22 protein-coding genes and 1 riboswitch are annotated in these 21809 nt (G+C 70.9%); of the genes, 8 read left to right on the forward strand and 14 right to left on the reverse strand.

The genetic code is table 11. The features are described from left to right. Positions 1–7: 7 nt before the first annotated feature. Positions 8–670, reverse strand: a complete 663-nt coding sequence (locus E5671_RS11335) for a TetR/AcrR family transcriptional regulator (protein WP_160503720.1) — start codon at positions 668–670, stop codon at positions 8–10. Between the two features lie 134 nt (positions 671–804). Between E5671_RS11335 and E5671_RS11340 the strand changes: the two genes are divergently transcribed. Genes E5671_RS11340 through E5671_RS11350 form a run of 3 tightly spaced genes read left to right on the forward strand, consistent with a single transcriptional unit; the run spans position 805 to position 3345 of the window. After that, positions 805–1419 (forward strand): DUF6230 family protein, encoded by a 615-nt coding sequence (locus E5671_RS11340; protein ID WP_160503721.1) that lies wholly within the window; start codon positions 805–807, stop codon positions 1417–1419. Further along, on the forward strand, positions 1410–2414 hold the full coding sequence (locus tag E5671_RS11345; RefSeq protein WP_443032597.1) for a DUF6114 domain-containing protein: 1005 nt from the start codon (positions 1410–1412) through the stop codon (positions 2412–2414). Before E5671_RS11340 ends, E5671_RS11345 begins: the two co-directional genes overlap by 10 nt. A gap of 10 nt (positions 2415–2424) precedes the next feature. Further along, positions 2425–3345 (forward strand): hypothetical protein, encoded by a 921-nt coding sequence (locus tag E5671_RS11350; RefSeq protein ID WP_160503722.1) that lies wholly within the window; start codon positions 2425–2427, stop codon positions 3343–3345. Here E5671_RS11350 and E5671_RS11355 read toward each other — a convergent pair. Beyond that, complete coding sequence (locus tag E5671_RS11355) at positions 3323–3478, reverse strand: SCO1431 family membrane protein (protein WP_160503723.1); 156 nt, start codon at positions 3476–3478, stop codon at positions 3323–3325. The genes E5671_RS11350 and E5671_RS11355 overlap by 23 nt on opposite strands. Before the next feature lie 270 nt (positions 3479–3748). Here E5671_RS11355 and E5671_RS11360 point away from each other — a divergent pair, with 270 nt between their 5' ends. Further along, on the forward strand, positions 3749–5248 hold the full coding sequence (locus E5671_RS11360) for a M1 family metallopeptidase (protein ID WP_202121083.1): 1500 nt from the start codon (positions 3749–3751) through the stop codon (positions 5246–5248). Positions 5249–5375: 127 nt separating this feature from the next. Further along, complete coding sequence (locus E5671_RS45365) at positions 5376–5564, forward strand: hypothetical protein (RefSeq protein WP_202122783.1); 189 nt, start codon at positions 5376–5378, stop codon at positions 5562–5564. Between the two features lie 229 nt (positions 5565–5793). Here the strand turns inward: E5671_RS45365 and E5671_RS11365 are convergent, their stop codons facing one another. After that, the gene (locus E5671_RS11365) at positions 5794–7158 is read right to left on the reverse strand and encodes a peptidase C39 family protein (RefSeq protein ID WP_160503724.1); all 1365 of its coding nucleotides are present in this window, start codon (positions 7156–7158) and stop codon (positions 5794–5796) included. 206 nt (positions 7159–7364) lie between these two features. On the opposite strand from E5671_RS11365, the gene E5671_RS11370 reads away from it, so the two are divergent. Together E5671_RS11370 and E5671_RS11375 are read left to right on the forward strand one after the other, a co-directional pair. Further along, positions 7365–8015, forward strand: coding sequence for a uridine kinase family protein (locus tag E5671_RS11370; RefSeq protein WP_160503725.1), 651 nt, complete (start codon positions 7365–7367; stop codon positions 8013–8015). A 433-nt stretch (positions 8016–8448) separates the two neighbouring features. Then, complete coding sequence (locus tag E5671_RS11375; protein WP_160503726.1) at positions 8449–10320, forward strand: AAA family ATPase; 1872 nt, start codon at positions 8449–8451, stop codon at positions 10318–10320. Between the two features lie 18 nt (positions 10321–10338). On the opposite strand, the gene E5671_RS11380 is transcribed toward E5671_RS11375, so the two are convergent. The 11 genes from E5671_RS11380 to E5671_RS11430 all read right to left on the reverse strand — a co-directional run bounded on the left by E5671_RS11380 (position 10339) and on the right by E5671_RS11430 (position 20507). Further along, complete coding sequence (locus E5671_RS11380; RefSeq protein ID WP_160503727.1) at positions 10339–11415, reverse strand: hemolysin family protein; 1077 nt, start codon at positions 11413–11415, stop codon at positions 10339–10341. Beyond that, the gene (locus E5671_RS11385; RefSeq protein ID WP_160503728.1) at positions 11412–12791 is read right to left on the reverse strand and encodes a hemolysin family protein; all 1380 of its coding nucleotides are present in this window, start codon (positions 12789–12791) and stop codon (positions 11412–11414) included. The genes E5671_RS11380 and E5671_RS11385 overlap by 4 nt, the downstream gene beginning before the upstream one ends. Positions 12792–12989: 198 nt before the next feature. Further along, a complete protein-coding gene (locus E5671_RS11390) occupies positions 12990–13427 on the reverse strand; it encodes a PH domain-containing protein (protein WP_160503729.1) in 438 nt (145 codons plus the stop codon). 21 nt (positions 13428–13448) lie between these two features. Continuing rightward, positions 13449–14297, reverse strand: coding sequence for an ATP phosphoribosyltransferase (gene hisG, locus E5671_RS11395; protein ID WP_160503730.1), 849 nt, complete (start codon positions 14295–14297; stop codon positions 13449–13451). Between the two features lie 52 nt (positions 14298–14349). Next, positions 14350–14622, reverse strand: coding sequence for a phosphoribosyl-ATP diphosphatase (locus tag E5671_RS11400; protein ID WP_135330016.1), 273 nt, complete (start codon positions 14620–14622; stop codon positions 14350–14352). 35 nt (positions 14623–14657) lie between these two features. Next, on the reverse strand, positions 14658–15143 hold the full coding sequence (gene ribH, locus E5671_RS11405; protein WP_160503731.1) for a 6,7-dimethyl-8-ribityllumazine synthase: 486 nt from the start codon (positions 15141–15143) through the stop codon (positions 14658–14660). Positions 15144–15203: 60 nt separating this feature from the next. Further along, positions 15204–16505: a bifunctional 3,4-dihydroxy-2-butanone-4-phosphate synthase/GTP cyclohydrolase II gene (locus E5671_RS11410; protein ID WP_160503732.1), complete on the reverse strand. Its 1302-nt coding sequence runs from the start codon at positions 16503–16505 to the stop codon at positions 15204–15206. After that, positions 16502–17098, reverse strand: a complete 597-nt coding sequence (locus E5671_RS11415; protein WP_160510126.1) for a nicotinamide mononucleotide transporter family protein — start codon at positions 17096–17098, stop codon at positions 16502–16504. The genes E5671_RS11410 and E5671_RS11415 overlap by 4 nt, the downstream gene beginning before the upstream one ends. Positions 17099–17154: 56 nt before the next feature. Then, positions 17155–17790 (reverse strand): riboflavin synthase, encoded by a 636-nt coding sequence (locus E5671_RS11420; RefSeq protein ID WP_160503733.1) that lies wholly within the window; start codon positions 17788–17790, stop codon positions 17155–17157. Position 17791: 1 nt separating this feature from the next. Next, positions 17792–18856, reverse strand: a complete 1065-nt coding sequence (gene ribD / locus E5671_RS11425) for a bifunctional diaminohydroxyphosphoribosylaminopyrimidine deaminase/5-amino-6-(5-phosphoribosylamino)uracil reductase RibD (RefSeq protein ID WP_237330536.1) — start codon at positions 18854–18856, stop codon at positions 17792–17794. A gap of 218 nt (positions 18857–19074) precedes the next feature. Beyond that, a riboswitch (FMN riboswitch) is annotated at positions 19075–19205 on the reverse strand. A 138-nt stretch (positions 19206–19343) separates the two neighbouring features. Then, positions 19344–20507 (reverse strand): ROK family transcriptional regulator, encoded by a 1164-nt coding sequence (locus E5671_RS11430; RefSeq protein ID WP_160503735.1) that lies wholly within the window; start codon positions 20505–20507, stop codon positions 19344–19346. Positions 20508–20605: 98 nt separating this feature from the next. Between E5671_RS11430 and E5671_RS11435 the strand changes: the two genes are divergently transcribed. Beyond that, complete coding sequence (locus E5671_RS11435; RefSeq protein WP_160503736.1) at positions 20606–21799, forward strand: MFS transporter; 1194 nt, start codon at positions 20606–20608, stop codon at positions 21797–21799. The last annotated feature ends 10 nt before the right edge of the window (positions 21800–21809 follow it).

A 21809-nucleotide genomic window follows, 5' to 3' on the forward strand; every position in this document is an offset into this window, starting at 1 on the left:
AGGGCCCTCACGGCCGCGACGGGGCCGGGAAGGACGGCTCGAAGGCCTCGATGACGCGCAGGGTGTCGCCGAGGGTCCGCACGAGGAGGTCGCAGACCGTCTCGCGCGGCAGACCCCGCTGACCGATCCAGTCGAGCGTGACTCCCTCGACGCTGCACAGCCAGCCGAGCAGCGCGGTGCGCGCAAGCTCCGGGATGTCGCGGCGGCCATACGCCCCGTCGGCGATCGCCCCGATCAAGGCCTCGCGCACACCGTCGCGTATGGCGTGCACCTCGGCGTCGAAGCCGACACCGCCGCTGATGATGGTGCGGTACGCCGCCTGGTGGTGCTCGGCGTAGCGCAGATAGCCCTCGATGGTGCTGTGCACGCGCTCCACGGGCGGCAGGTCGTCGTGGCGCCCGGCGCGCGCGACCAGTTCCGCGACCGAGTCCTCGATGATCGCGAGGTAGTAGCCGCGCTTGGACTTGAAGTAGTAGTAGATCAGCCCCTTGGCGACGGACGCCTGCTTGGCGATGTCATCCATCGACAGCGCGTCGTACGACGTGTCGGCGAACAACTTCCGCCCGATGGTGATGAGTTCGGCGCGGCGCGCCACGGATCTGTCGGTGCCGCGCGCCTGCGGGCGAGCGTCCGCGGGACGGCCGGTGCCGCGCTGTTGACTATTATTCAATTTCGGCCCTAGTCTCCAACTGCCTCGGGAATCCGCAGTATGGCAGAAGCACGCCACCTGCCGTTTCCGCGCCCGAAGGCGCGCATCCACGCACTCCCCCTACGCACATGGACCGCCGTACGGGAGGAAGACTTATGAGCGCAGCGCGTACCCCCTTGCCCGAGGGCAGAACCTCCTGGAAGAAGACGGCCGTCGTGGCACTGCCGGCCGTCCTGGCCGTCGGCGCGATGGCCTCCGTGATGGCCGAGGGGGCGCTCGCCGCCTCCTTCGCCGTCTCCGGCACCAGCTTCCAGGTGTCATCGGGCAAGCTCACCAGCGAGGGCCTGTCCTCCTACGTACAGACCGACCGGGACATCGACGGCAAGGGGCACCCGGTGGCGCTCCTCGGGATCGGTGACGCGACCCTGTCCGACATCTGCCAGGCCGCCGAGGTCAAGACCCCGGTCGGCAACGTGGTGTTCAAGCTGACCGCGGGCGGCCCGGCGGGGAATGTCACCGCGAGCAATCTCATCATCGACGGCGAGGACCTGGAGGGCGACGCCCGCTTCGGCACGGCGGAGATCGGCCGGGACGCCTCGACCCTCGACGAGGTGCCCGGAATCAAGGGCGAGAAGGGGAAGTTCGGGCTGCAGGCCGGGGACATCACCGTCTCCGGGGTGAAGTCCAACGCCTGGTCGGCGACCGGCGGGAACTTCCGGCTCAAGGGCATGAAGGTCGATGTCAGCATCGGCGGCAAGAAGTGCTTCTGACCGGCGGCCGAAGAGCCGGAGTCAGAGCGTGGGGAAGGGACGGCGGCGGCTGGCTGGACAAGCGGCTGCCACTGCCGGAAGCGCGCCGGGTGCTGCGCAGGTGGCGGCGCACACGGCCCTTCTGGGGCGGCCTGCTGCTGGTTCTCGGCGGCGCGGAACTCCTCCTCGTGCCTCTCTCGCCCCTGACGGTCCTGGTCAGCCTGGGGCTCGGCGGGCTCGCGGCGATCGGCATCGGGCTCGCACTGATCGCCGCCGGGATCTTCCTGTGGCTGCTGCCGCACGCCCACCACTATGTGAGCGTCAACGCCCTGATCCTGTCGGTGCTTTCGTTCGCGGCCACGAATCTCGGCGGGTTCCTGGTGGGCATGGTGCTCGGCATCGTCGGCAGCGCGATGGGCTTCGGGTGGACGGCGGTGCCCGAGGGCGCCGAGGAGGATCCTGAGCGGCCGAAGGTGCGGGACGGGCAGGGCACGCGGACGCTCGGCGTGCTGCTTCCGGTGGTCATCGTGGGGGCGACGCTGTGGGGCGGGACTCCGGCGAAGGCGGCTCCCGACGCAGCGGTCAAGGCGGCTCCCGGCGAGGCGATCGTGGCGGCCCGCACTCCGCCGACGGTCACCACCACGCTCTTCTCGCCGCAGGGGTTCCTCCTGGCCGGCGTGCGCGAGATCCCAACGGCTGACGGGCCGTTGAAGGTCATGGTGCTGAAGATGAAGGCCGCCTCGCTGACCGACTACCGGCTCACGACGCGCGACGGGAGCGAGGAACTCGCCCTGGGCGCCGACACCTTGGACCTCAGCGGCTCGGTCACGCTCTATCTGACCAAGTTCAAGGGCTGCCTGGAGGGGCTGCTCTGTCTGACCTTCACGCCCGACAAGCTGCCGGTGCCGCCCGTCGTGCCGCCGTTCGTCTTCATGACCGACGTACAGGCCGAACAGGCCCTGGTCACTTCGGACTTGATCGTCGCGGGCGGACTCACCCTGAAGGCGTCGACATGAAGGCGTCAGCATGATCCAGATCCAGGCCGCCCTCTTCTGGGCGTACGCGATCGGCGCGACGTTCGCGCTCTCCGCCGGGCGGCAGCTCCAGGTGTGGGAGCGGATCAACGCGGGCGAGGGGCCGCGCACGCGCAGCCGCGCCGCCAATCCGTATCTGGCGCTCACCGCGCTGTTCGCGGCGGTCCTGATGGTGCCGACGGGTCTCTTCCTGCTCTGGCAGAACCCCGCGTGGGCGACGATGCACGTCGCGGGCGGGCACGACGACGTGTGGGCGGGGTTCGTGCTCTTCTACGCGGGCGGGATTCCCGTCGCCGCGATCATCGGGTTCCTGGTGGCGCAGGGGCTCGTCCTGGTGGGGGCGGGCTACTGGGCGTATCTCCAGTGCGTGGGCGGGTACTTCCTGCTGTTCGGGACGCTGGTCCACGGCTGGGACGGCAGGGGGTACGAGCGGTTCTTCTCCCCCGAGGCCCGGGACTTCGCGGGCTGGCGGCAGGACAGCGTGGTCAACCACGTACTGGACTTCGCGACGTCCGGGACGTTCCTCGCGCTGCTAGTCTTCGGCGCGGCCGTGATCGGCACGATGCTGTTGACGGAGATCGGCTGGCTGATGGAGGGCTGGTCGCTGCCGGGCGCGGACGAGGACCGGAAGGTGCACCGGTTCCTGGCGATCGCCATCGCGGCGGCCGGGGTCTACGGCCTGCCGTTCGTCGGCGCGCTCGTCGCGAGCGTCCTCGTCCGCCTCCTGGGCGGGTGGATCGGCCTGCCGCTGTTCGCGGTCGTCGCGGGGCTCACGCTGCTGTCGCGGCGCTCGCCCGTGCGCTGGCTCTACGGTCTGGTGGGCGTGGTGCACCGGCACTGGCGGGCGGATCTCGATCCGGGGCAGGCCTACGACGGTCAGGAGACCGGGGTCACATCAGACCGGTCTGCGTGACGAGCATCGCGAGGACGACGACGAGCGTCCAGCCGAGGACGTGCTCCAGCACCTTCGGGCCGTCTTCCTTGGGGCCGCCGGTGCGGGTGGTCGCTCGGGGCTGTGCGGTGGCAGTGGCTGTGGCAGCGGTCATGGCATCACTCGATACGTATGCGTCACGCCTCTCGACGCGACGTCCGGCAGCGGACTCCCCCCACTGACCCATCCACCTTGCCATCGGATTCCGCGGTCGCGGGCGAGAGCTTGGTCACTAACCGGCCGGTTCCCGTGCAACTCGGGCCCAGTGCCGTGCGTCTCAGTACGAGTGGTGGGGCACATCCACGTCTCGCTACGGGTGGTGGGACACCCCCAGGCGCACCCCCCGCCGACTCGTCCGCGCAACCTTCCGACCGAAAGGTTTCCGATGAGCACGCACCGGACGCACCGGCCGTACCGGACGCCCCGCCGCAGAGCGCGGCTCGCCCTCGCGGCCGCCGTCACCGTGACGGCGGCTCTCACCGGCACGGCGTCGCAGGCCGCGCCGTCCGCACCGGGGACACCGTCACCCGGCGCGCCCGGCCTGGGCGACCCGATGTTCCCGCTGGACGGGAACGGCGGATACCGCGTCGACCGCTACACCCTGGACTTCGACTGGCAGGCCCCGAAGACACCGTTCGAGGCGACGGCGACGATCAGGGCCACCGCCACACAGTCGCTCTCCCGCTTCAATCTGGACTTCGGGGGCAACACCCTGCACGGCGTGAAGGTCGACGGCTCAGCGGCGCGCACGTCCCGCGCCGGGGACGAGCTGACGGTCACGCCCAAGTCCCCGATCGCGAAGGGGCGTACGTTCACCGCGAAGGTCACGTACACCGCCGACCCGACGCAGACGCGGCACCGTGACGACGCCATCGAGGACTACGGCTGGATACCCACCCCCGACGGCACGGTGGTCTACCCCCAGCCGAACGGGGCCCGGCTGATCTTCCCGGCCAACGACCACCCGAGCCAGCGCGCGCCGATCACCTTCCGCATCACCACGCCGAAGGATCTGACGGCGGTCGCGAACGGCAGGCTGGTCGACCGCGCGGAGCGGCCCGGTGACCGGGTGCGCTGGACGTACGACTCCGAACAGCCGCTGTCCACGCAGCTGGTGCAGCTGGCGGTCGGCAAGTTCAAGCTGGTGGACGGCAAGGGCCCGGGCGGCCTGCCGCTGCGCGACGTGGTCCCGGAGGCCTTGGTCGAGCCGACGGCGGAGTACCGCGAACTCACGCCCGACCACCTCACCTGGCTCCAGGAAAAGCTCGGCCCCTACCCCTTCAACCGCTACGGCCTCCTGGTCGGCGACACGGACCTGGCAGTCGCCCTGGAGACCCAGACTCTCTCGCTCATCCCGAAGGCCGACCTCCTGGGCACGAAGGTCGACGCCGAGCGGAACATGGTGCACGAACTGACCCATCAGTGGTTCGGCGACAGCGTGGCCCTGAAGAGCTGGTCCGACCTGTGGGTGAGCGAGGGGCACGCCCGCTTCTACGAGCGGATGTACTCCGAGGAGCACGGCGGCGACAGCTTCGAGGCCGCCATGAAGACGGCGTACGCCGCTCACGACCAGTGGCGCCACGACTTCGGCGCCCCCGCGGAGCCGACCGAGCCGAACCTCTTCAAGCGCATGCGGTACGACGGCTCGGCCCTGGTCCTGTACGCCCTGCGGGAGCAGGTCGGCAACGCGAAGTTCGAGAAGATCGAGCGGGCGTGGCTGAGCGAATTCCGCGGAAGGACCGCGAGCACGCAGCAGTTCATCGACCTGGCGTCGAAGACCGCGGGCGAGGACCTGGAAGCCTTCCTGCGACCGTGGCTGTACGGCTCGAAGACGCCGCCGATGCCGGGGCATCCGGACTGGGTGGTGGACCCGGTCAAGGGCTGAGGCCCCTGCTCACCCGGCCCGTCGTCCGGCGGCGGCGTTCGTGTGAAGTGCGCCATCGATCGCTTGTACGGCGGGATCCGCGGGTGATCCGGGGTTACGTTGGGCTTCCGCCGAGCTGGGAGGTCTCATGTCGAACGACGAGGTCTACGACGACGAGCAGGAGCGGAGACGACCGCCACTGCTGGGCACGGAGATGCGGGAGGCGACGTTGCCCGACGGCACTCAGGCGGTGGTCGTGGTACAGGCCGGCACGTCCCAGGCCGAGGTGGACGAGAAGGCCGCACGGATGCGGCGGGGTACGCCCGAGGGGAAGTAGTAACCCCTACAGTCACCGACGGCCCCTCCCGGATGTGCGGGGAGGGGCCGTCGGTGTGCTGTACAGATCGACAAGCGGACCTTCAAGGAGTGGCTGGACCTGCACTTGACCGGTCTGGCCTCCATCCGCTGACCTACATGCCGCTGGTCATGCACGCCACCCGCATCCACTGCGCCACCCCGCACGAAGGCCCCCTCTCCGCTGTGTGGAGAGGGGCCCGCGTGCTACCTCAGTGGATCCCCACGTCGGCCAGCGCCGCCTTCTGCTTTGTCGAGAGTTTCGTCGGGAAGTACAGGTAGCAGACGCCTCCCGTGCCGGAGACCACCTTGCCCGTGGAGTTGTAGCGCTTCGTGCGGAGCCAGATGTTTTCCCACTCGCGGCGCTTGTAGATCCGGCGCACCGCCGAATTGCTCGGTGATGCCGGGTCGTTGGCGATCACGCCGCCCTTCGGCGTGAAGCCGATCACCGTCATCAGGTGGCCCGCCGTGCCGTAGCCGGCGCCCGTCAGTTCCTCCTTGAGGAACGACTGCGACGTTATGACCGGGATGCCCGCCGCGATCAGCGACTCCAGTTCGGTGAGTGAGGCGAGGCGGGTGACGACGCCCTGCATGTCCTTGTACGTGGACGCGTACGCCGCGTTGAAGGGCCAGTTGCCGCAGCCCGCGTACTGGTAGTCGAACGTGTAGCGCGCCGCGTGGCACACCTGAGGGTCCGCGTAGGACGGGTCGACCCAGGCGAGGTCGTCCGCCGTCGGCTTGCGGCCCCAGTACTCGATGATCATCTGCGAGGAGGTGGGGCTGCACCAGGCCTCGCCGCCGTTGTCGTACTCCGGGTACTGGCCGACGTGGGTCTCCTGCGAGTAGCGCGGGACCGTCAGCTCCTTGGCGAGCCCCGGCTCGGACGCCGGGACGGTGAAGCGGTCGGGGACGGCGGACGCCATCGCGCCGAGCCGCCACACAGTGGGCGTCGCCGTGGCGCCCGGCTTGCGGTACAGGGTCAGGCGCAGCCGGTACGAGACGAGGCGAAGCCCCGTCGTCGTGTCGTCGATGGAGAAGGTGTCCGTCCAGATGCTCGACTTTCCGTCGCTCTGGTCGTCGACCGACGTACGGCGGATGTCCTTCTCCTTGTCGTCGCCCGAGGCCCAGCGGCCGAGGACGTACCAGGGAGTTTTCGCCTTGTCCGAGTACGTTCCCTGGATCTCCACCTGGAGCCACGTGCCGGTGGGCGTGCGGGCGTTCCAGGAGGCGACGACCTCCGTCGCGGGGACGGTGGGACGGTGCACGGGCGAGGTCCACCGGGCGTACTCCCAGGTGGCGGTCTTGCCGGTGTGCGGGTCGGCGTAGTCGGTGCGGCCCGCGGCCTCGGCGATCTCCACGGCCGGGCGGGCTCCGGAGACGGCACGGGTGCCCTCGGCGGTGCCGGCGCTCCAGTCCGCGTGCGAGGCCCAGAAGCGGTTGTTCACGGGCCGCTTCGCGCGCGGCGCCGGGCGCAGGCCGCCCGAGGCGAGCGCCGGGCTCGCGGTGGCGGCCAGCGCTGCCACGGCCGCGGCCGCGGTCAGGACGGTTCTGCGGGACATGTCATCAGCTCGGTCCATGGCGGGGACCCCCAGTCGACGTGGGCTCCGGACGGGTCCGGAAGGGGCAGGTCAGGTGCACGGCGGTAGGCCAACTATGGCTGCTCCACGCCGACTTCTGCCAGCGCTTCGACCACCACCGCGTCCGCCAATATTGGCCTCGACCACTGGCGTGAGCTGCGACGGCGCGCGGAGCGGAGGATTCCGCACCCGTACGCTTGCCGGTGATGACCGCACACGCCACTCCCGCCCCCCTGTCCCGCCTCGCCGCGGAGCTGCTGCGCCTGCCGCCCTCCTGCGGCCCCGTCCGCCTCGTCGCGGTCGACGGGCACGCGGGCTCCGGAAAGTCGACCTTCGCCGACCGCCTCGCCGAGGCCCTGGGCGGCGCGCCCGTCCTGCGTCTCGACGACATCGCGAGCCATGACGCGCTGTTCGACTGGACGGAACGGCTGCGGCGGCAGGTCATCGTGCCGCTCTCGCGCGGCGAAACGGCGCACTACGAGACGTACGACTGGCACGCGCGCCGCTTCGGCCCCGGGATCCGCACCCTGCCGCCCGCGCCCGTGGTCCTCGTCGAGGGGGTCGGCGCGGGCCGCCGCGCGCTGCGCCCGTTCCTGGCGCGGCTGCTGTGGATGGAGCTGCCCCGCGACGAGGCCTGGGTCAGGGGGCGTGATCGGGACGGCGCGGTCCAGAGCGAGTTCTGGGACGGGTGGGAACCCGCGGAGCGCCGGCACTTCGCGGAAGACCCTTCGCGCCCCTTCGCTCAGTCTTTGGTGCGACAGTGGCGCGAGGGATATGAGGTGCTGCGGGGGCCGAATGAGACGGCTGCGCAGAGCCAAGCCATCACACAGGGTGATGGACCAGAGGCGATCCGCTGAACCTCGCAAAGAGCGCTCCCAGAAGTTCGAGCCAGTTTCCATAGAGTGCCTCAACTCGGCTTGACCGAGGGCCCTTACAGGACTTACGTTCTGAATGTGCGGCCTTTCGGGGTCGCCCGCAGACGCGAAGCCCCCGGTTGTTCCCCCGTGATCGGGGGCTTCGTTCTGCCCTCCGACCTCGCATTCCGGACGCTGCGAGCCGCCTTTCGCTCACCCTCGGTGACGACGAGGCCCCCTTCACCTGCCTGATCCCTCGCTGCGGCACCCTACGGCCGAGCGCTCCCCCGCAGGTACGATGCCTTTCGGTGCGTTTTACGGACGGCTGCTCTGCGCACCGGCTCAACGTCCGTCCGCAGCACGGCGGTTCAGCGAAGTTGCCGACGGGCACCGGTCCGGCGGTACACAAACGGGGGCACGGTTTGTGGGGGACGTGATGGACTTCGACGCGGTGGGCTCACCCGCCCCGGCCGACCTCGCCTGGCTGAGGGGCGTCGACGCCTACACGATGGGCGCCTATCCGCAGGCGGAGGAGGAGTTCCGGGCCGCGGTGCGCATCGATCCGGGGATGGCCGACGGCTGGCTCGGGCTGCACGCACTGCGCATCGACACGACGACGGCACTCCTTCGGATGTTCCAGCACCGGGACAGGTTCGGGGAACAGCGCACCCGGCACGGGCGCACGCTCAACTCCTGGTACTGGTTGGGCTGGTGGGTGCAACCGGTCCTGGAGAGCACGCGCGACCTGCTGCTCGCGCACGCCTCGCACTGGCTCGACGGACGCCATGTCCCTGAGCTCGACCGGGCGTTGGCGGGTCTGCCGCCGGTCGACGCGGACCCGCAGGTGCGGTTCCTGCACGCCTGCCGGTCCTATCTGGTCAAGGACTGGGAGCAGTTGGTCCGGCACACGGACTCGCTGATCGACGACGCGATGCTGGGCATCGAGGCGGGCCTCTTCGGAGGCATGGCCCGCGTACGTCTGGAGATGTACGGCCAGGCGGAGCCGCTGCTCTCCGCGGCCCTGATGCGGTGCCGCAGCGAGCAGCCGCAGCGCAAGGAGCTGCGCTACTGGCTGGCACGCGCGCACGAGGGCACCGGCCGCTCGGCCGCGGCCCTGCCGCTCTACCGGGCGGTGCACCGGGTGGATCCCTCCTTCATGGACACCTCCGCGCGGCTCGCGGCGATCTCCGAGGGCGACGGGTACGACGAGGTCACCGACCTGGCGGCGATCGCCCTGACCGGCTTCGGACAGGACGTGATCGACGGCCCCGACGGGATCGATCCGCTCTTCGGCACGGAGGGCCGCGATCTGAAGGTCACCGAGCCCGAACTGCCGCCCACCGGCGGCCCCGCCGAGACCGACTCGGTGCGCGAGAAGGCCGTGATCCCCATCCAGCCCGGTCTGTCGCAGCTGCCGCCGGGCCCCACCGACCCCGCCCTCCTGGAGGCCGCGCTCGCCGAACTGGAGGGAATGGTCGGCCTCGAACCGGTCAAGCGGCAGGTCAAGGCCCTCTCGGCGCAGCTGAACATGGCGCGCCTGCGGGCCGCGCAGGGGCTGCCCGTACAGCCGCCGAAACGACACTTCGTCTTCTCAGGACCCTCGGGCACCGGCAAGACCACCGTGGCCCGCATTCTCGGGCGTGCGTTCTACGCGCTCGGCCTGCTCGGCGGCGACCATCTGGTGGAGGCGCAGCGCGCCGACCTGGTCGGCGAGTATCTGGGCCAGACCGCCGTGAAGGCCAACGAACTGATCGACTCGGCGATCGGCGGCGTCCTCTTCGTGGACGAGGCGTACTCCCTCTCCAACTCGGGCTACGGCAAGGGCGACGCGTACGGCGACGAAGCCCTCCAGGTCCTGCTCAAGCGCGCCGAGGACAACCGCGACCACCTGGTCGTGATCCTCGCGGGCTACCCCGAGGGCATGGACCGTCTCCTGGCCGCCAACCCCGGGCTCTCCTCCCGCTTCACGACCCGCGTGGACTTCCCCTCGTACCGCCCCTTGGAGCTCACGTCCATCGGCGAGGTCCTGGCGGCCGACAACGGCGATGTGTGGGACGAGGAGGCGCTCGACGAGCTGCGCTCCATCAGCGGGCACGTCGTCGACCAGGCGTGGATCGACGAACTGGGCAACGGCCGCTTCCTGCGCACGCTCTACGAGAAGAGCTGCGCCTACCGCGACCTGCGGCTCTCCGGCTATCCCGGCGCGCCGAGCCGCGACGACTTGTCGACACTGCGGCTGCCTGACCTGATGCAGGCGTACGGCGAGGTGCTCTCGGGGCGGGGGCCGCAGAGCCCGCCGGGGATCTGAGGCCCCCGCCCCGCCCGCTCATACCAGGGCGCCGTCCCGGGCTTCCTGAGGCTTGCGGGGCACCGCGACGCGGTGCGCCGGGTCGCGGACCTCGCCGACCAGGAGCTCCAGTACGTCCTCCAGGGCGACCAGGCCGAGCACCTTGCCCGACGCGTCGGCGACCTGCGCCAGGTGCGTCGCGGCGCGGCGCATCACCGTCAGGGCGTCGTCCAGGGGGAGTTCGGCGCGCAGCGTCGTCATCGGGCGCCAGACCTGCTGCGGCACCGCGCGGTCCGTGTCCGCGCCCTCGGTGAGATCGAGTACGTCCTTGACGTGGAGGTAGCCCATGAAGGCGCCGTTCTCCGCGCAGACCGGGAAACGGGAGTAGCCGGTGCGCCCGGTGAGTTCGATGACCTGGGCCGGGGTGACCCCGGCGCCCACGGTCACCAGCGAGGCCCGGTCGAGCAGGACGTCCGTCACCTGGCGCGAACCAAGCTCCAGGGCGTCCTCGAGGCGCTCCTGCTCCTCGGGGTCGAGCAGCCCCGCCTGGCCCGAGTCGCCGACGAGGCGGTTGAGCTGCTCGCTGGTGAAGACGGCCTCGACCTCGTCCTTGGGCTCGACCCCGAAGAGCTTCAGTACGAGCCGTGAGCACGCCCCGAGCGCCACCGTGACCGGGCGACAGAGGCGGGCGAAGGCGACGAGGCCGGGGCTGAACCAGAGCGCGGTCTTCTCGGGGGCGGCCATCGCGAGGTTCTTCGGGACCATCTCGCCGACGACGAGGTGCAGGAAGACGACCACGGCGAGCGCGATGGCGTACCCGAGCGGATGGATCGCCCCCTCGGGGATGTGCGCCGCCTCGAAGACGGGCTCCAGGAGATGCGCGACGGTGGGCTCGGCGACCGCGCCGAGCGTCAACGAGCACACGGTGATGCCGAATTGGGCGGCCGCCATCATCTGCGGCAGGTGTTCGAGGCCGTAGAGGACCTGGCGGGCCCGCTTGGTGTCCAGCGGTTCGATCTGGCTGCGGCGCACGGAGACGAGCGCGAACTCGGCCCCCACGAAGAAGCCGTTGGCGAGGACGAGGAGCAGGGCGAACAGGAGTTGGAGCATGCTCATCGGGCGGCCTCCGCCACGCTCATGGCTTCTGTGACAGCCGCGGCTTCTGCGACAGCCACGACTTCCGTGACAGCCGCGGTCCGTACGAGCCGTACCCGCGCGGCGCGGTAGTGGTCCACCTGGCGCACCGCGAGTCGCCAGCCCGGGAGTTCGGCGCGGTCGCCGGGGGCGGGGATGCGGCCGAGGAGATCGGCGACGAGCCCCGCCACGGTCTCGTACGGCCCCTCGGGGACGTCGAGTCCAATCCGCTGGAGGGTGTCGACGCGGCAGCTGCCGTCGGCGTCCCACGCGGGGCGCCCGTCCTCGGCCGGTGCCGCGGCGATCTCGGGCAGGTCAAGGAGGTCGTGCTCGTCGCGGACCTCGCCGACGAGTTCCTCGACGATGTCCTCCAGGGTGACCACACCGGCCGTGCCGCCGTACTCGTCGACGACGACGGCTATCGGCTGCTGGCTGCGCAGCTGCTCCAGGAGCTGCTGCACGGGCAGCGTCTCGGGGACCAGGAGCGGCGCCTGCGCGATGCGGCCGACGGGTGCGCGCAGCCGCTCGTGGGCCGGCACCGCGAGGGCGTCCTTGAGGTGCACCATGCCGACGATCTCGTCGATGCGCTCGCGGTACACGGGGAAGCGCGAGAGCCCGGTGGCGCGGGTCAGGTTCACCACGTCCTCGGCGGTGGCCGACGTCTGCAGCGCGCTGACCTTCACGCGCGGGGTCATGACGTGCTGCGCAGTCAGCTCGCCGAGGGAGAGCGTGCGCACGAACAGGTCCGCGGTGTCCTGTTCGAGGGTGCCTGCCTGCGCCGAGTGCCGGGCGAGGGAGACCAGTTCGCCGGGGGTACGGGCCGACGCCAGCTCCTCGGCCGGCTCGACGCCGAGGAGCCGTACGAGCCGGTTGGCCGTGGCGTTCAAGAGGGAGATCACGGGCCTGAAGAGGCTCGCGAACACATGCTGCGGGCCCGCGACGAACCGTGCGACCTGGAGCGGCTTGGACACCGCCCAGTTCTTCGGGACCAGCTCGCCGATCACCATCTGCACAGCGGACGCCAGAAGCATCCCGACGACTACGGAGACGCCCGGTACGGCGCCTTCCGGAAGGCCGGTCGCCGTGAACGGGCCCGCGAGCAGATGCGCGAGGGCGGGTTCGGCGAGCATGCCGACCACGAGCGAGGTGATGGTGATGCCGAGCTGGGTGCCGGAGAGCTGGAAGGACAGCTCCTTGAGGGCATCGACGACCGTACGGGCCCGTCGGTCGCCTTCGGCTGCGGCCTTCTCGGCGTCCGGGCGCTCCACGGTGACGAGCCCGAACTCGGCGGCCACGAAGAAGCCGTTGGCGAGAATCAGCAGGAATGCCGCCCCGAGAAGCAGCAGGGAAGTCGTCATGCCGCCGCCTCCCTGGTCTGACCTGTCCCGGTATGTCGGGAGGGGGCGGCGCATGTACTACAGGACGAACCGTCCATCGCCGGAGGGAGTCACTCCTCGGGTAGCAGGAGCCCCTGTGGACCGGGCGGGCCCGACAGGGGCGGGGCGGCACACCATGCGTGCCCCGCCACCAGATTAATCAAGACCCGGCCCGAAGCGTCAGCCCTGCGGGGTGCGGGCGTCGGCGAGGGCACGCAGCGCGCGGGCGTCGCTGATGGCCCGCTGCTTGGCGATGCCCGGCTGGATGCCCATGGCCGGAAGGCTGGTGCCGTCGCTGAGGTTGAGGAACACCCACGGGTCGCCGGGGCGCAGGTTGACCTGAACGATCTCGGCCCAGGCCAGGTGCCTGCTGGTGGCGATGTTGACGACGGTCACGCCGGACTCGTCGGCGACCACCTTGGGCCTGCTCAGGAGCATGAGCACACCGAAGAGCAGCGCGCCGGTGAAGATGAAGCTGAGCCGCTCCCCCGAGCTGAGGCCCGGGATGAGCAGGGAGATCACCGTGAGGACCACGAAGATCGTGGCGCCCGCGGTGAGCAGGACGGCCCGGGTCCGCTTCGGCCGGAAGGTGACGGGCAGGGCGGGGAGCTCAGACATGAGGCGGATTCTCCTGCCGGTTCAGAGGCGGCAGGCGTGGATGGCCGTGGTCAGGATGGCCCGCGCCCCGATGGCGTACAGGTCGTCCATGATCCGCTGGGCCTCCTTGGCCGGGACCATGGAGCGGACGGCGACCCAGCCCTCGTTGTGGAGGGGCGAGATGGTCGGCGACTCCAGGCCCGGGGTGAGGGCGACGGCCTGCTCCAGGTGCTCGGCCCGGCAGTCGTAGTCCATCATCACGTAGGCGCGGGCGACCAGGACGCCCTGCAGGCGGCGCAGGAACTGCTCGACCTTGGGGTCGTCGGTCTCGGCGCCGGTACGCCGGATGACGACCGCCTCGGACTTCATGATCGGCTCGCCGAACACTTCGAGGCCCGCGTTGCGCAGCGAGGTGCCGGTCTCCACGACGTCCGCGATGACCTGGGCGACACCCAGCTCGATGGCGGTCTCGACGGCGCCGTCCAGGTGGACGACGGAGGCGTCGATGCCGCTGTCGGCGAGGTGCTTGGCGACGATGCCCTCGTACGAGGTCGCGACGGTCTTGCCCGCGAGATCCGCGATGGTGCTCGCCGTGCCCGGCTTCGCGGCGAAGCGGAAGGTGGAGCGTGCGAAGCCGAGCGGCAGGATCGTCTCGGCGTTCGCGCCGGAGTCGATCAGGAGGTCCTGACCGGTGATGCCGATGTCGAGCTTGCCGGCCGAGACATAGATCGCGATGTCCTTGGGCCGGAGGTAGAAGAACTCGACTTCGTTGTCCGGGTCGACGAGGACGAGCTCCTTGGACTCCTTGCGCTGCTGGTATCCGGCCTCATGGAGCATCGCCGACGCAGGTCCGGACAGTGAACCCTTGTTGGGGACGGCGATGCGCAGCATGAGGACGGATTCCTTTGCGTTGAGGGGAGTTGGAGGCGGTGGGGCGTACGGCTCAGAGGTGGGCGTACACGTCGTCGAGGGAGATTCCGCGGGCGACCATCATCACCTGCACGTGGTAGAGGAGCTGGGAGATCTCCTCGGCCGCGGCTTCCTTGCCCTCGTGCTCGGCGGCCATCCAGACTTCGGCGGCCTCCTCGACGACCTTCTTGCCGATGGCATGGACGCCCTTGTCCACCAGCTCGGCGGTGCGCGACGTGGCGGGGTCGCCGTTGGCGGCCTTGTGCTGGAGCTCGGCGAAGAGCTCCTCGAAAGTCTTCTTGGACATGATGTCGCTTACTTTACGCGGCTCCTCGACCCCGCTCACCGCCAGGGTTCGGAGATCGTACGCAGCGTGGTCGCGGTGGCGACGGCCGCGGTGACCGCTTCGTGCCCCTTGTCCTCGCGCGAGCCCTCGATGCCCGCCCTGTCCAGGGCCTGCTCCTCGGTGTCGCAGGTGAGGACGCCGAAGCCGACGGGCACTCCGGTGTCGATGCTGACCTGGGTAAGGCCCTGGGTGACGCCCTGGCACACGTACTCGAAGTGCGGGGTTCCGCCGCGGATGACGACGCCGAGGGCCACGATCGCGTCGTAGCCACGGCCCGCGAGTACCTTTGCGACGACCGGCAGCTCGAAGCTCCCGGGGACGCGCAGGACGGTCGGCTCGTCGATGCCGAGTTCGTGCAGGGCGCGCAGCGCGCCGTCGACGAGGCCGTCCATGACCTTCTCGTGCCACTGGGCGGCGATCACCGCGACCCGCAGGTCTCCGCAGTTCTTCACGCTCAGTTCGGGTGCACCCTTGCCGCTCACGCGCTTCTCCTGGTCGCTCGAAAGTTCTTTGTACGTTCTCGAAAGTTCTTCGTACGTTGCTTACTGATTGCCGCAGGCGGACACCTCGGGGGTGGTGTCAAGCCAGGGCAGGTCGTGCCCCATCCGGTCCCGCTTGGTGCGCAGGTAGCGGAGGTTGTGCTCGCCCGCCTGGACCGCCATGGGCTCGCGTCCGGTGACCTTCAGGCCGTGCCGGATCACCGCGTCGGTCTTGTCGGGGTTGTTCGTCATCAGGCGCACGCTGCGGACGCCGAGGTCGTCCAGGATCCGCGCGCCCGCGCCGTAGTCCCTGGCGTCGGCGGGCAGGCCGAGTTCCAGGTTGGCGTCCAGGGTGTCGCTGCCGCGCTCCTGGAGTTCGTAGGCGCGCAGCTTGGAGAGCAGGCCGATGCCGCGCCCTTCGTGGCCGCGGAGGTAGACCACGATGCCGCGTCCCTCGTCCGTGATGCGCCGCATGGACGCCTCAAGCTGGGGGCCGCAGTCGCAGCGAAGGGAGTGGAAGACGTCGCCGGTCAGACACTCGGAGTGGATGCGGACGAGGACGTCGTCGCCCTCGCCGACCTCGCCGTGGACGAGGGCGACGTGCTCGACGCCGTCGACGGTGGAGCGGTAGCCGTACGCCGTGAAGTCGCCGAAGGCGGTGGGCAGGCGGACCTCGGCCTCGCGGCGGACCGTGGGCTCGGAGCTGCTGCGGTAGGCGATCAGGTCCTCGATGGAGATGATCGTCAGGCCGTGCTTGCGGGCGAACGGGATCAGCTCCGGCAGGCGGAGCATCGTGCCGTCCTCGCCCGCGATCTCGACGATCGCGCCGGCCGGGCGCAGGCCCGCGAGGCGGGCCAGGTCGACCGCGGCCTCGGTGTGGCCGTTGCGGACCAGGACGCCACCGGACTTGGCGCGCAGCGGGAAGATGTGGCCCGGCCGCACGAAGTCGGTGGGCTCGTACGTGCCCGCGGCGAGCATCTGGAGCGTGATGGCGCGGTCGGCGGCCGAGATGCCGGTGGTGACGCCGTGCGCGCCGCTCGCGTCGACGGAGACGGTGAAGGCCGTCCGCATCGACTCGGTGTTGTTCTCGACCATCTGCGGGAGCTGGAGGCGGTCCAGCTCGTCGCCCTCCATGGGCGCGCAGATCAGGCCGCGGCACTCGCTCATCATGAAGGCGATGATCTCGGGCGTGGCCTTCTCGGCCGCGATGACGAGGTCGCCCTCGTTCTCGCGGTCCTCGTCGTCGACGACCACGACGGGCCGCCCGGCGGCGATGTCGCGGATGGCCGCCTCGACGGGGTCAAGGGCGAGGTCCGAGGCGTCCTCTTCGTGACCCGTGCTGTACCAAACAGGTGCCGCAGTCATGCCGGGGCTCCTTCCATGACGGGCTGCGAGGCCTGCGAGGACGCAGAGCGCGACCGCAGCCACCAGTCGCGCATGCCCCACAGGACGAGCGCGAGGTAGATGACGTACACGAGGCCGGAGAAGGCCAGGCCACTGCTGAACGCGAGCGGTACCCCGACCACGTCGACAAGCAGCCAGGCGAACCAGAACTCGACCAGGCCGCGGGCCTGGGCGACCATCGCGGCGAGCGTGCCGACGAAGATGTAGGCGTCGGGCCAGGGGTTCCAGGACAGGTCGGGGACGGCGGAGAACAGGGCGCCGACCGCGAGGGTGCCGACGGCCGTGCCGCCGATGAGCACCCCGCGCTCCTTCCACGTCGCGAACCGGACGGCGATGGAGCCGTCCTGCGCCTGCTGCTTTCCGTCTCTCCACAGGCGCCAGCCCCACAGGGCGACGCCGATGACGAGCAGCTGCTTGCCGACGCCGCCGGAGAGGTGGGCGGACGCGTAGGCGCCGACGAGGATGACGCCGGAGAGGAACTGGGCCGGCCAGGTCCATATGGAGCGCCGCCAGCCGAGCGCGAGGGCGATCAGGCCGATGGTGTTGCCCACCATGTCGGACCAGATCACGTGCTGCCCGAAGGCCGTGAAGGCTTCGGAGTTGAGCCAGTTCACTTGGTGGCCTCCTGAGCGGGAGCGGCGGCACTTTCGGTGCGGACGCGGTCGCCGAGCATCCGCTCGACGTACTTCGCGATGACGTCCACCTCGAGGTTGACCGGGTCGCCGGGCTGCTTGATGCCGAGCGTGGTCAGGGCGAGGGTGGTGGGGATGAGGCTGATGGTGAAGTAGTCGATCCCGGCGTCGACGACCGTCAGGCTGACGCCGTCGACGGTGATGGAGCCCTTCTCCACGACGTAGCGGGAGAGGTCCGCGGGGAGCGAGATCTTGACGATCTCCCAGTTCTCGGAAGGCTTGCGCTCGACGATCTCGCCCGTGCCGTCGACGTGTCCCTGCACGATGTGGCCGCCGAGGCGGTCGCCCACGGCGGTGGGCCGCTCCAGGTTGACCCGCGATCCCGCCGCGAGCGCGCCGAGGCTGGAGCGGTTGAGGGTCTCGGCCATCACGTCGGCGGTGAACTCGTCGCCCTCGTGCTCCACGACCGTCAGACATACGCCGTTGACCGCGATGGAGTCGCCGTGCTTCGCGCCGTCGGTGACGACGGGGCCACGGACGCGGAAGCGGGATGCGTCGTCCAGGTTCTCGACGGCGGTGATCTCGCCCAGCTCTTCGACGATTCCGGTGAACACTTCAGTGCTCCTTCGCTACGAGGGCTACAGGGGTCGCGGTGACGCGCAGATCAGGGCCGATGCGGACGGTCTCGCTCACGTCGAGCCGCAACGCATCGGTGACGGTCGTGATTCCGCCGCCGGTGAGGGCTGCGGGGCCCGCGCCGAGCAGGACGGGGGCGAGGTAGGCGACGACGCGGTCGACGGCGCCCGCGGCGACGAAGGCTCCGGATAGCGTCGGCCCGCCTTCGAGGAGGACGGAACGCACCCCGCGCGCGTGCAGCTCGTCGAGGAGGGCCCGGATGTCCAACCCACCGTCCGCGCGCGGGATTCGGACCGTCTCGGCCTCCCCTTGCGTGGTCACGTTGTCGGCGACGGCGATGAGGGTGGGTGCCGCGTCGTCCAGGACGCGGGCGCCGGGTGCCACCGCGGTGCCGTTCGTGTCGACGACGACGCGCAGGGGCTGTACGGCGCCTTCGATGCCCCGCACGGCGAGGTGCGGGTCGTCGGCGCGCTGGGTGCCGGAGCCGACGACCACCGCGTCGCACTCGGCGCGCAGCCGGTGGACGTCGGCGCGGGCCCCGGCGGAGGTGATCCAGCGGCTGCTGCCGTCGGCGGCGGCGATGCGGCCGTCGAGCGTCGCGGCGTACTTCCAGGTGACGTGGGGGCGGCCGAGCCGTACGGAGGTCAGCCAGGCGGCGTTGACCGCGGCGGCCTCGTCCTCCAACAGGCCCGCGCGCACGTCGACTCCGGCGGTACGCAGTCGCTGCGCGCCCCCGGTCGCGGAGGGGTTCGGGTCGCCGACCGCGTAGACGACGCGGGCGATCCCGGCGTCGATGAGCGCCTGGGCGCAGGGGCCGGTGCGTCCGGTGTGGTTGCAGGGTTCGAGGGTGACCAGGGCGGTGGCGCCGCGGGCCTGTTCGCCGGCCGCGCGCAGGGCGTGGACCTCGGCGTGCGGGCCGCCGGCGCGCTGGTGGTAGCCCTCGCCGAGGGTCTCTCCGGAGGCGTTGACGATCACGCATCCGACGACCGGGTTCGGGCTGGTGGAGCCGAGCCCGAGGGCGGCGAGCATGATGGCACGGCGCATGGCGGCGAGCTCGTGCTCGTTCGCTGCTGCTGCGTGTGCGGTGGCCACCGGGTCCTCCTGCCTCAAGGGGCACGGACTCCGGGGCCTGTCGATGACGACAGAATGTACGGACTGCGGCGCCGGGAGCGACGCCGGAAACGAGACCTCTCCCCGGGAAACCCGCATGGACGGGTATCCCAAAAACAAGCCACTCGGCGACGCGCACGAATGCCCGCCCGCCGCGCACTGCCTCCCATCCGGACTTTCACCGTCGGTCCAGGAATTTCACCTGGTCAACCGGCCGCTGGAGGCGACCGGGTCGCGGACTGTAACCGCCGGTTCGGAATTACACCGACCCCGGAGTGCGCTGCTTTTGGTACGAGGCCAGTGTGCCACGCCTGATCGACGCCCATACGGGCGAATCCCTGTGGCCTGGCTCACAGCAGCGCGTAACAGGGCTCTGACCGGCGGTGACGGTCGGCCGGGCTTGCGCGAGGCCGGTCGCGGGTCAGTGTCGCGGCCCGAACACCTCGTCCTGCGCCGCGTCCCTGGCGGCGAGCAGCGCGCCCCGCAGCACCGCCGAGCCGCCGAGCGCGCTCGCGCGCACCTCGGTGCGCAGCGGTGACATGGCGGCGACGCGGTCGGCCACACGGGTGGCGAGGGCGTCGCCGCCCGCACGGCCGATCTCACCGCCGAGGACGACGCAGCCGGGGTCGAGGATCGCGGCCATGGCGGCAGCGCCGATGGCGACGCGGTCGGCGGCGGCGTCGAGGAAGGCGTCGTTGCCGGTTTCGACGGCGTGCCGTACGAGGTCCGCGGCCTCGTCCCCGGCCGCTGCCGCGAGGCCGTGCTCCGCGCCGAGTTCGCGGAGTGCGGCGGCGCAGGCCAGCGAGTGGAAGCCGCCCTCGCAGCCGGTGGCGGAGGGCAGCATGTGCGTGCCGGGCACCGGAAGGAAGCCGATCTCCCCGGTGCCGCCGGACGCTCCGCGGCGCAGGCTTCCGTCGAGCACGACGGCGGCGCCGACGCCTTCGCCGAGCCAGAGGAGGACGAACGTGTCGCGGTCGTGGGCGGCGCCGTCGCGCTGTTCGGCGCGGGCGGCGAGGTTGGTCTCGTTCTCCACGAGGACGCGGGCCGGGAGCCGCTCCTGGAGGGCTCCGGCGAGACGGCGGTGCCAGGCGGGGAGCGAGGTGGTGTCGCGCAGTTCGCCGGTGGCGGGGTCGATGAGGCCGGGGGCGCCGATCGCCACGGTGTGCAGCCGCTCGACGCCGCCGTCCCGGGCGGTGCGCTCCACGAGGGCGACGGCCCGCTCGACGGCGGGCCCGGTGCCGGTGTCGGCTCCGATGGGCGCGGAGGCCTCGGAGAGCACCGCGCCGAGCAGATCCGTGACGACCACGGAGACGCCCCCGGTGCGTACGTCGAGGGCGGCGAGGTGCGCCCGGTCGGCGACGATCCCGTACAGCCGGGCATTGGGGCCGCGGCGCTGGGCACCCGCCTCCCCCACGACCGCGATCAGGCCGGAGCCCTGGAGGCGCTCGACCAGGTCGGCGACCGAGGGCCGCGAGAGGCCGGTCAGCTGCTTCAACTGGTTGGCCGTCAGCGGTCCTTCGCGCTGCAGGAGCCCCAGGGCGAGCCGGTCGTTGATGGCCCGGGCGGTGCTCGGTGATGCGGGCATGCCGGGGATCCTTCCATAAAGCTGCTATTTATCAGGCAGGGTTCCTGATAGTTTACGTCGCCGTAGCGGGGCGGCACCTCGGGAGGGGCGGAGCATCGATGAGTGAAGTGACCTACGACGTACGTCAGTTGAAGCGGGCGCGGTACGCCGTGGCCGCCGTCTTCTGTGTGCACGGCGCCGTCACCGGCTCCTTCGCGACCCGCGTGCCCTGGATCCAGGAGCACGCCGGCCTCAGCGCCGGACTCCTCGGCCTCGCCCTCGCCTTCCCCGCGATCGGCGCCTCCGTGGCGATGCCGCTCGCCGGCTGGGTCAGCCACCGCTTCGGCGCCAGGACGGCGCTGCGCGGCCTTCTCGCCCTGTGGACGATGTCGCTGATCCTGCCCTCGCTCGCGCCGAACCTCCTGACGCTCTGCTTCGCCCTGTTCGTGTACGGCGCGACGGCGGGCATGTCGGACGTGGCGATGAACGCCCTCGGCGTCGAGGTCGAGACCCGGATGAAGAAGTCGATCATGTCGGGACTGCACGGCATGTGGAGCGTCGGCGCCCTGATCGGCTCCGCGGCCGGCACCGTCGCCGCGCACCTGGGCTCGGACGCCCGCCTTCACCACGCGCTCGCCGCCGTGGCCCTCACCGTGATCGGCCTCGTCGCCTGCCGGGGCGTGCTCGATCTCCAGGCGGCACCCGAGGAGTCGGCGCCGCCGCGCTTCTCGCTGCCGCCCAAGTCGGCGCTCCTGATCGGGGCGGTCGGCTTCTGCGCGGTCTTCGCGGAGGGCGCGAGCCTCGACTGGTCGGCGGTCTATCTGCGGGACGTCCTGGACAGCTCGGCCGGTGTCGCCGCCGCGTCCACGACCGGTTTCACGCTCACCATGGCGATCGCGCGGCTCGCGGGCGACGCGGTGGTGGACCGCTTCGGGGCGGTCCGCACGGTGCGCGTCGGCGGCGTGGTCGCGGCGCTCGGCGGCCTGCTCGTGGTGGTGGCGCCGCATCCGGCGGTCGCCATGGGCGGGTTCGCGCTGCTCGGACTCGGCATCGCGGTCGTGGTGCCGCTCGCGTTCGCAGCGGCAGGACGCAGCGGCCCCAACCCGAGCCAGGCCATCGCGGGCGTCGCCACGATCACGTACACATCGGGCCTGATCGCCCCGTCCGCGATCGGCACGCTCGCCGACGCGACGAGCCTCGTGGTCTCCTTCGGCCTGGTGACGGTGCTCGCCTGCGGACTCGCGGTGTTCGCGGGGGTCCTGCGTACGGGCGGCCGCGAGGCCACTCCGGTCGCTCCCGCGAACATCCCGTGAGAAACCATGG

The organism is Streptomyces sp. BA2, assembly GCF_009769735.1.
GTDB lineage: Bacteria > Actinomycetota > Actinomycetes > Streptomycetales > Streptomycetaceae > Streptomyces.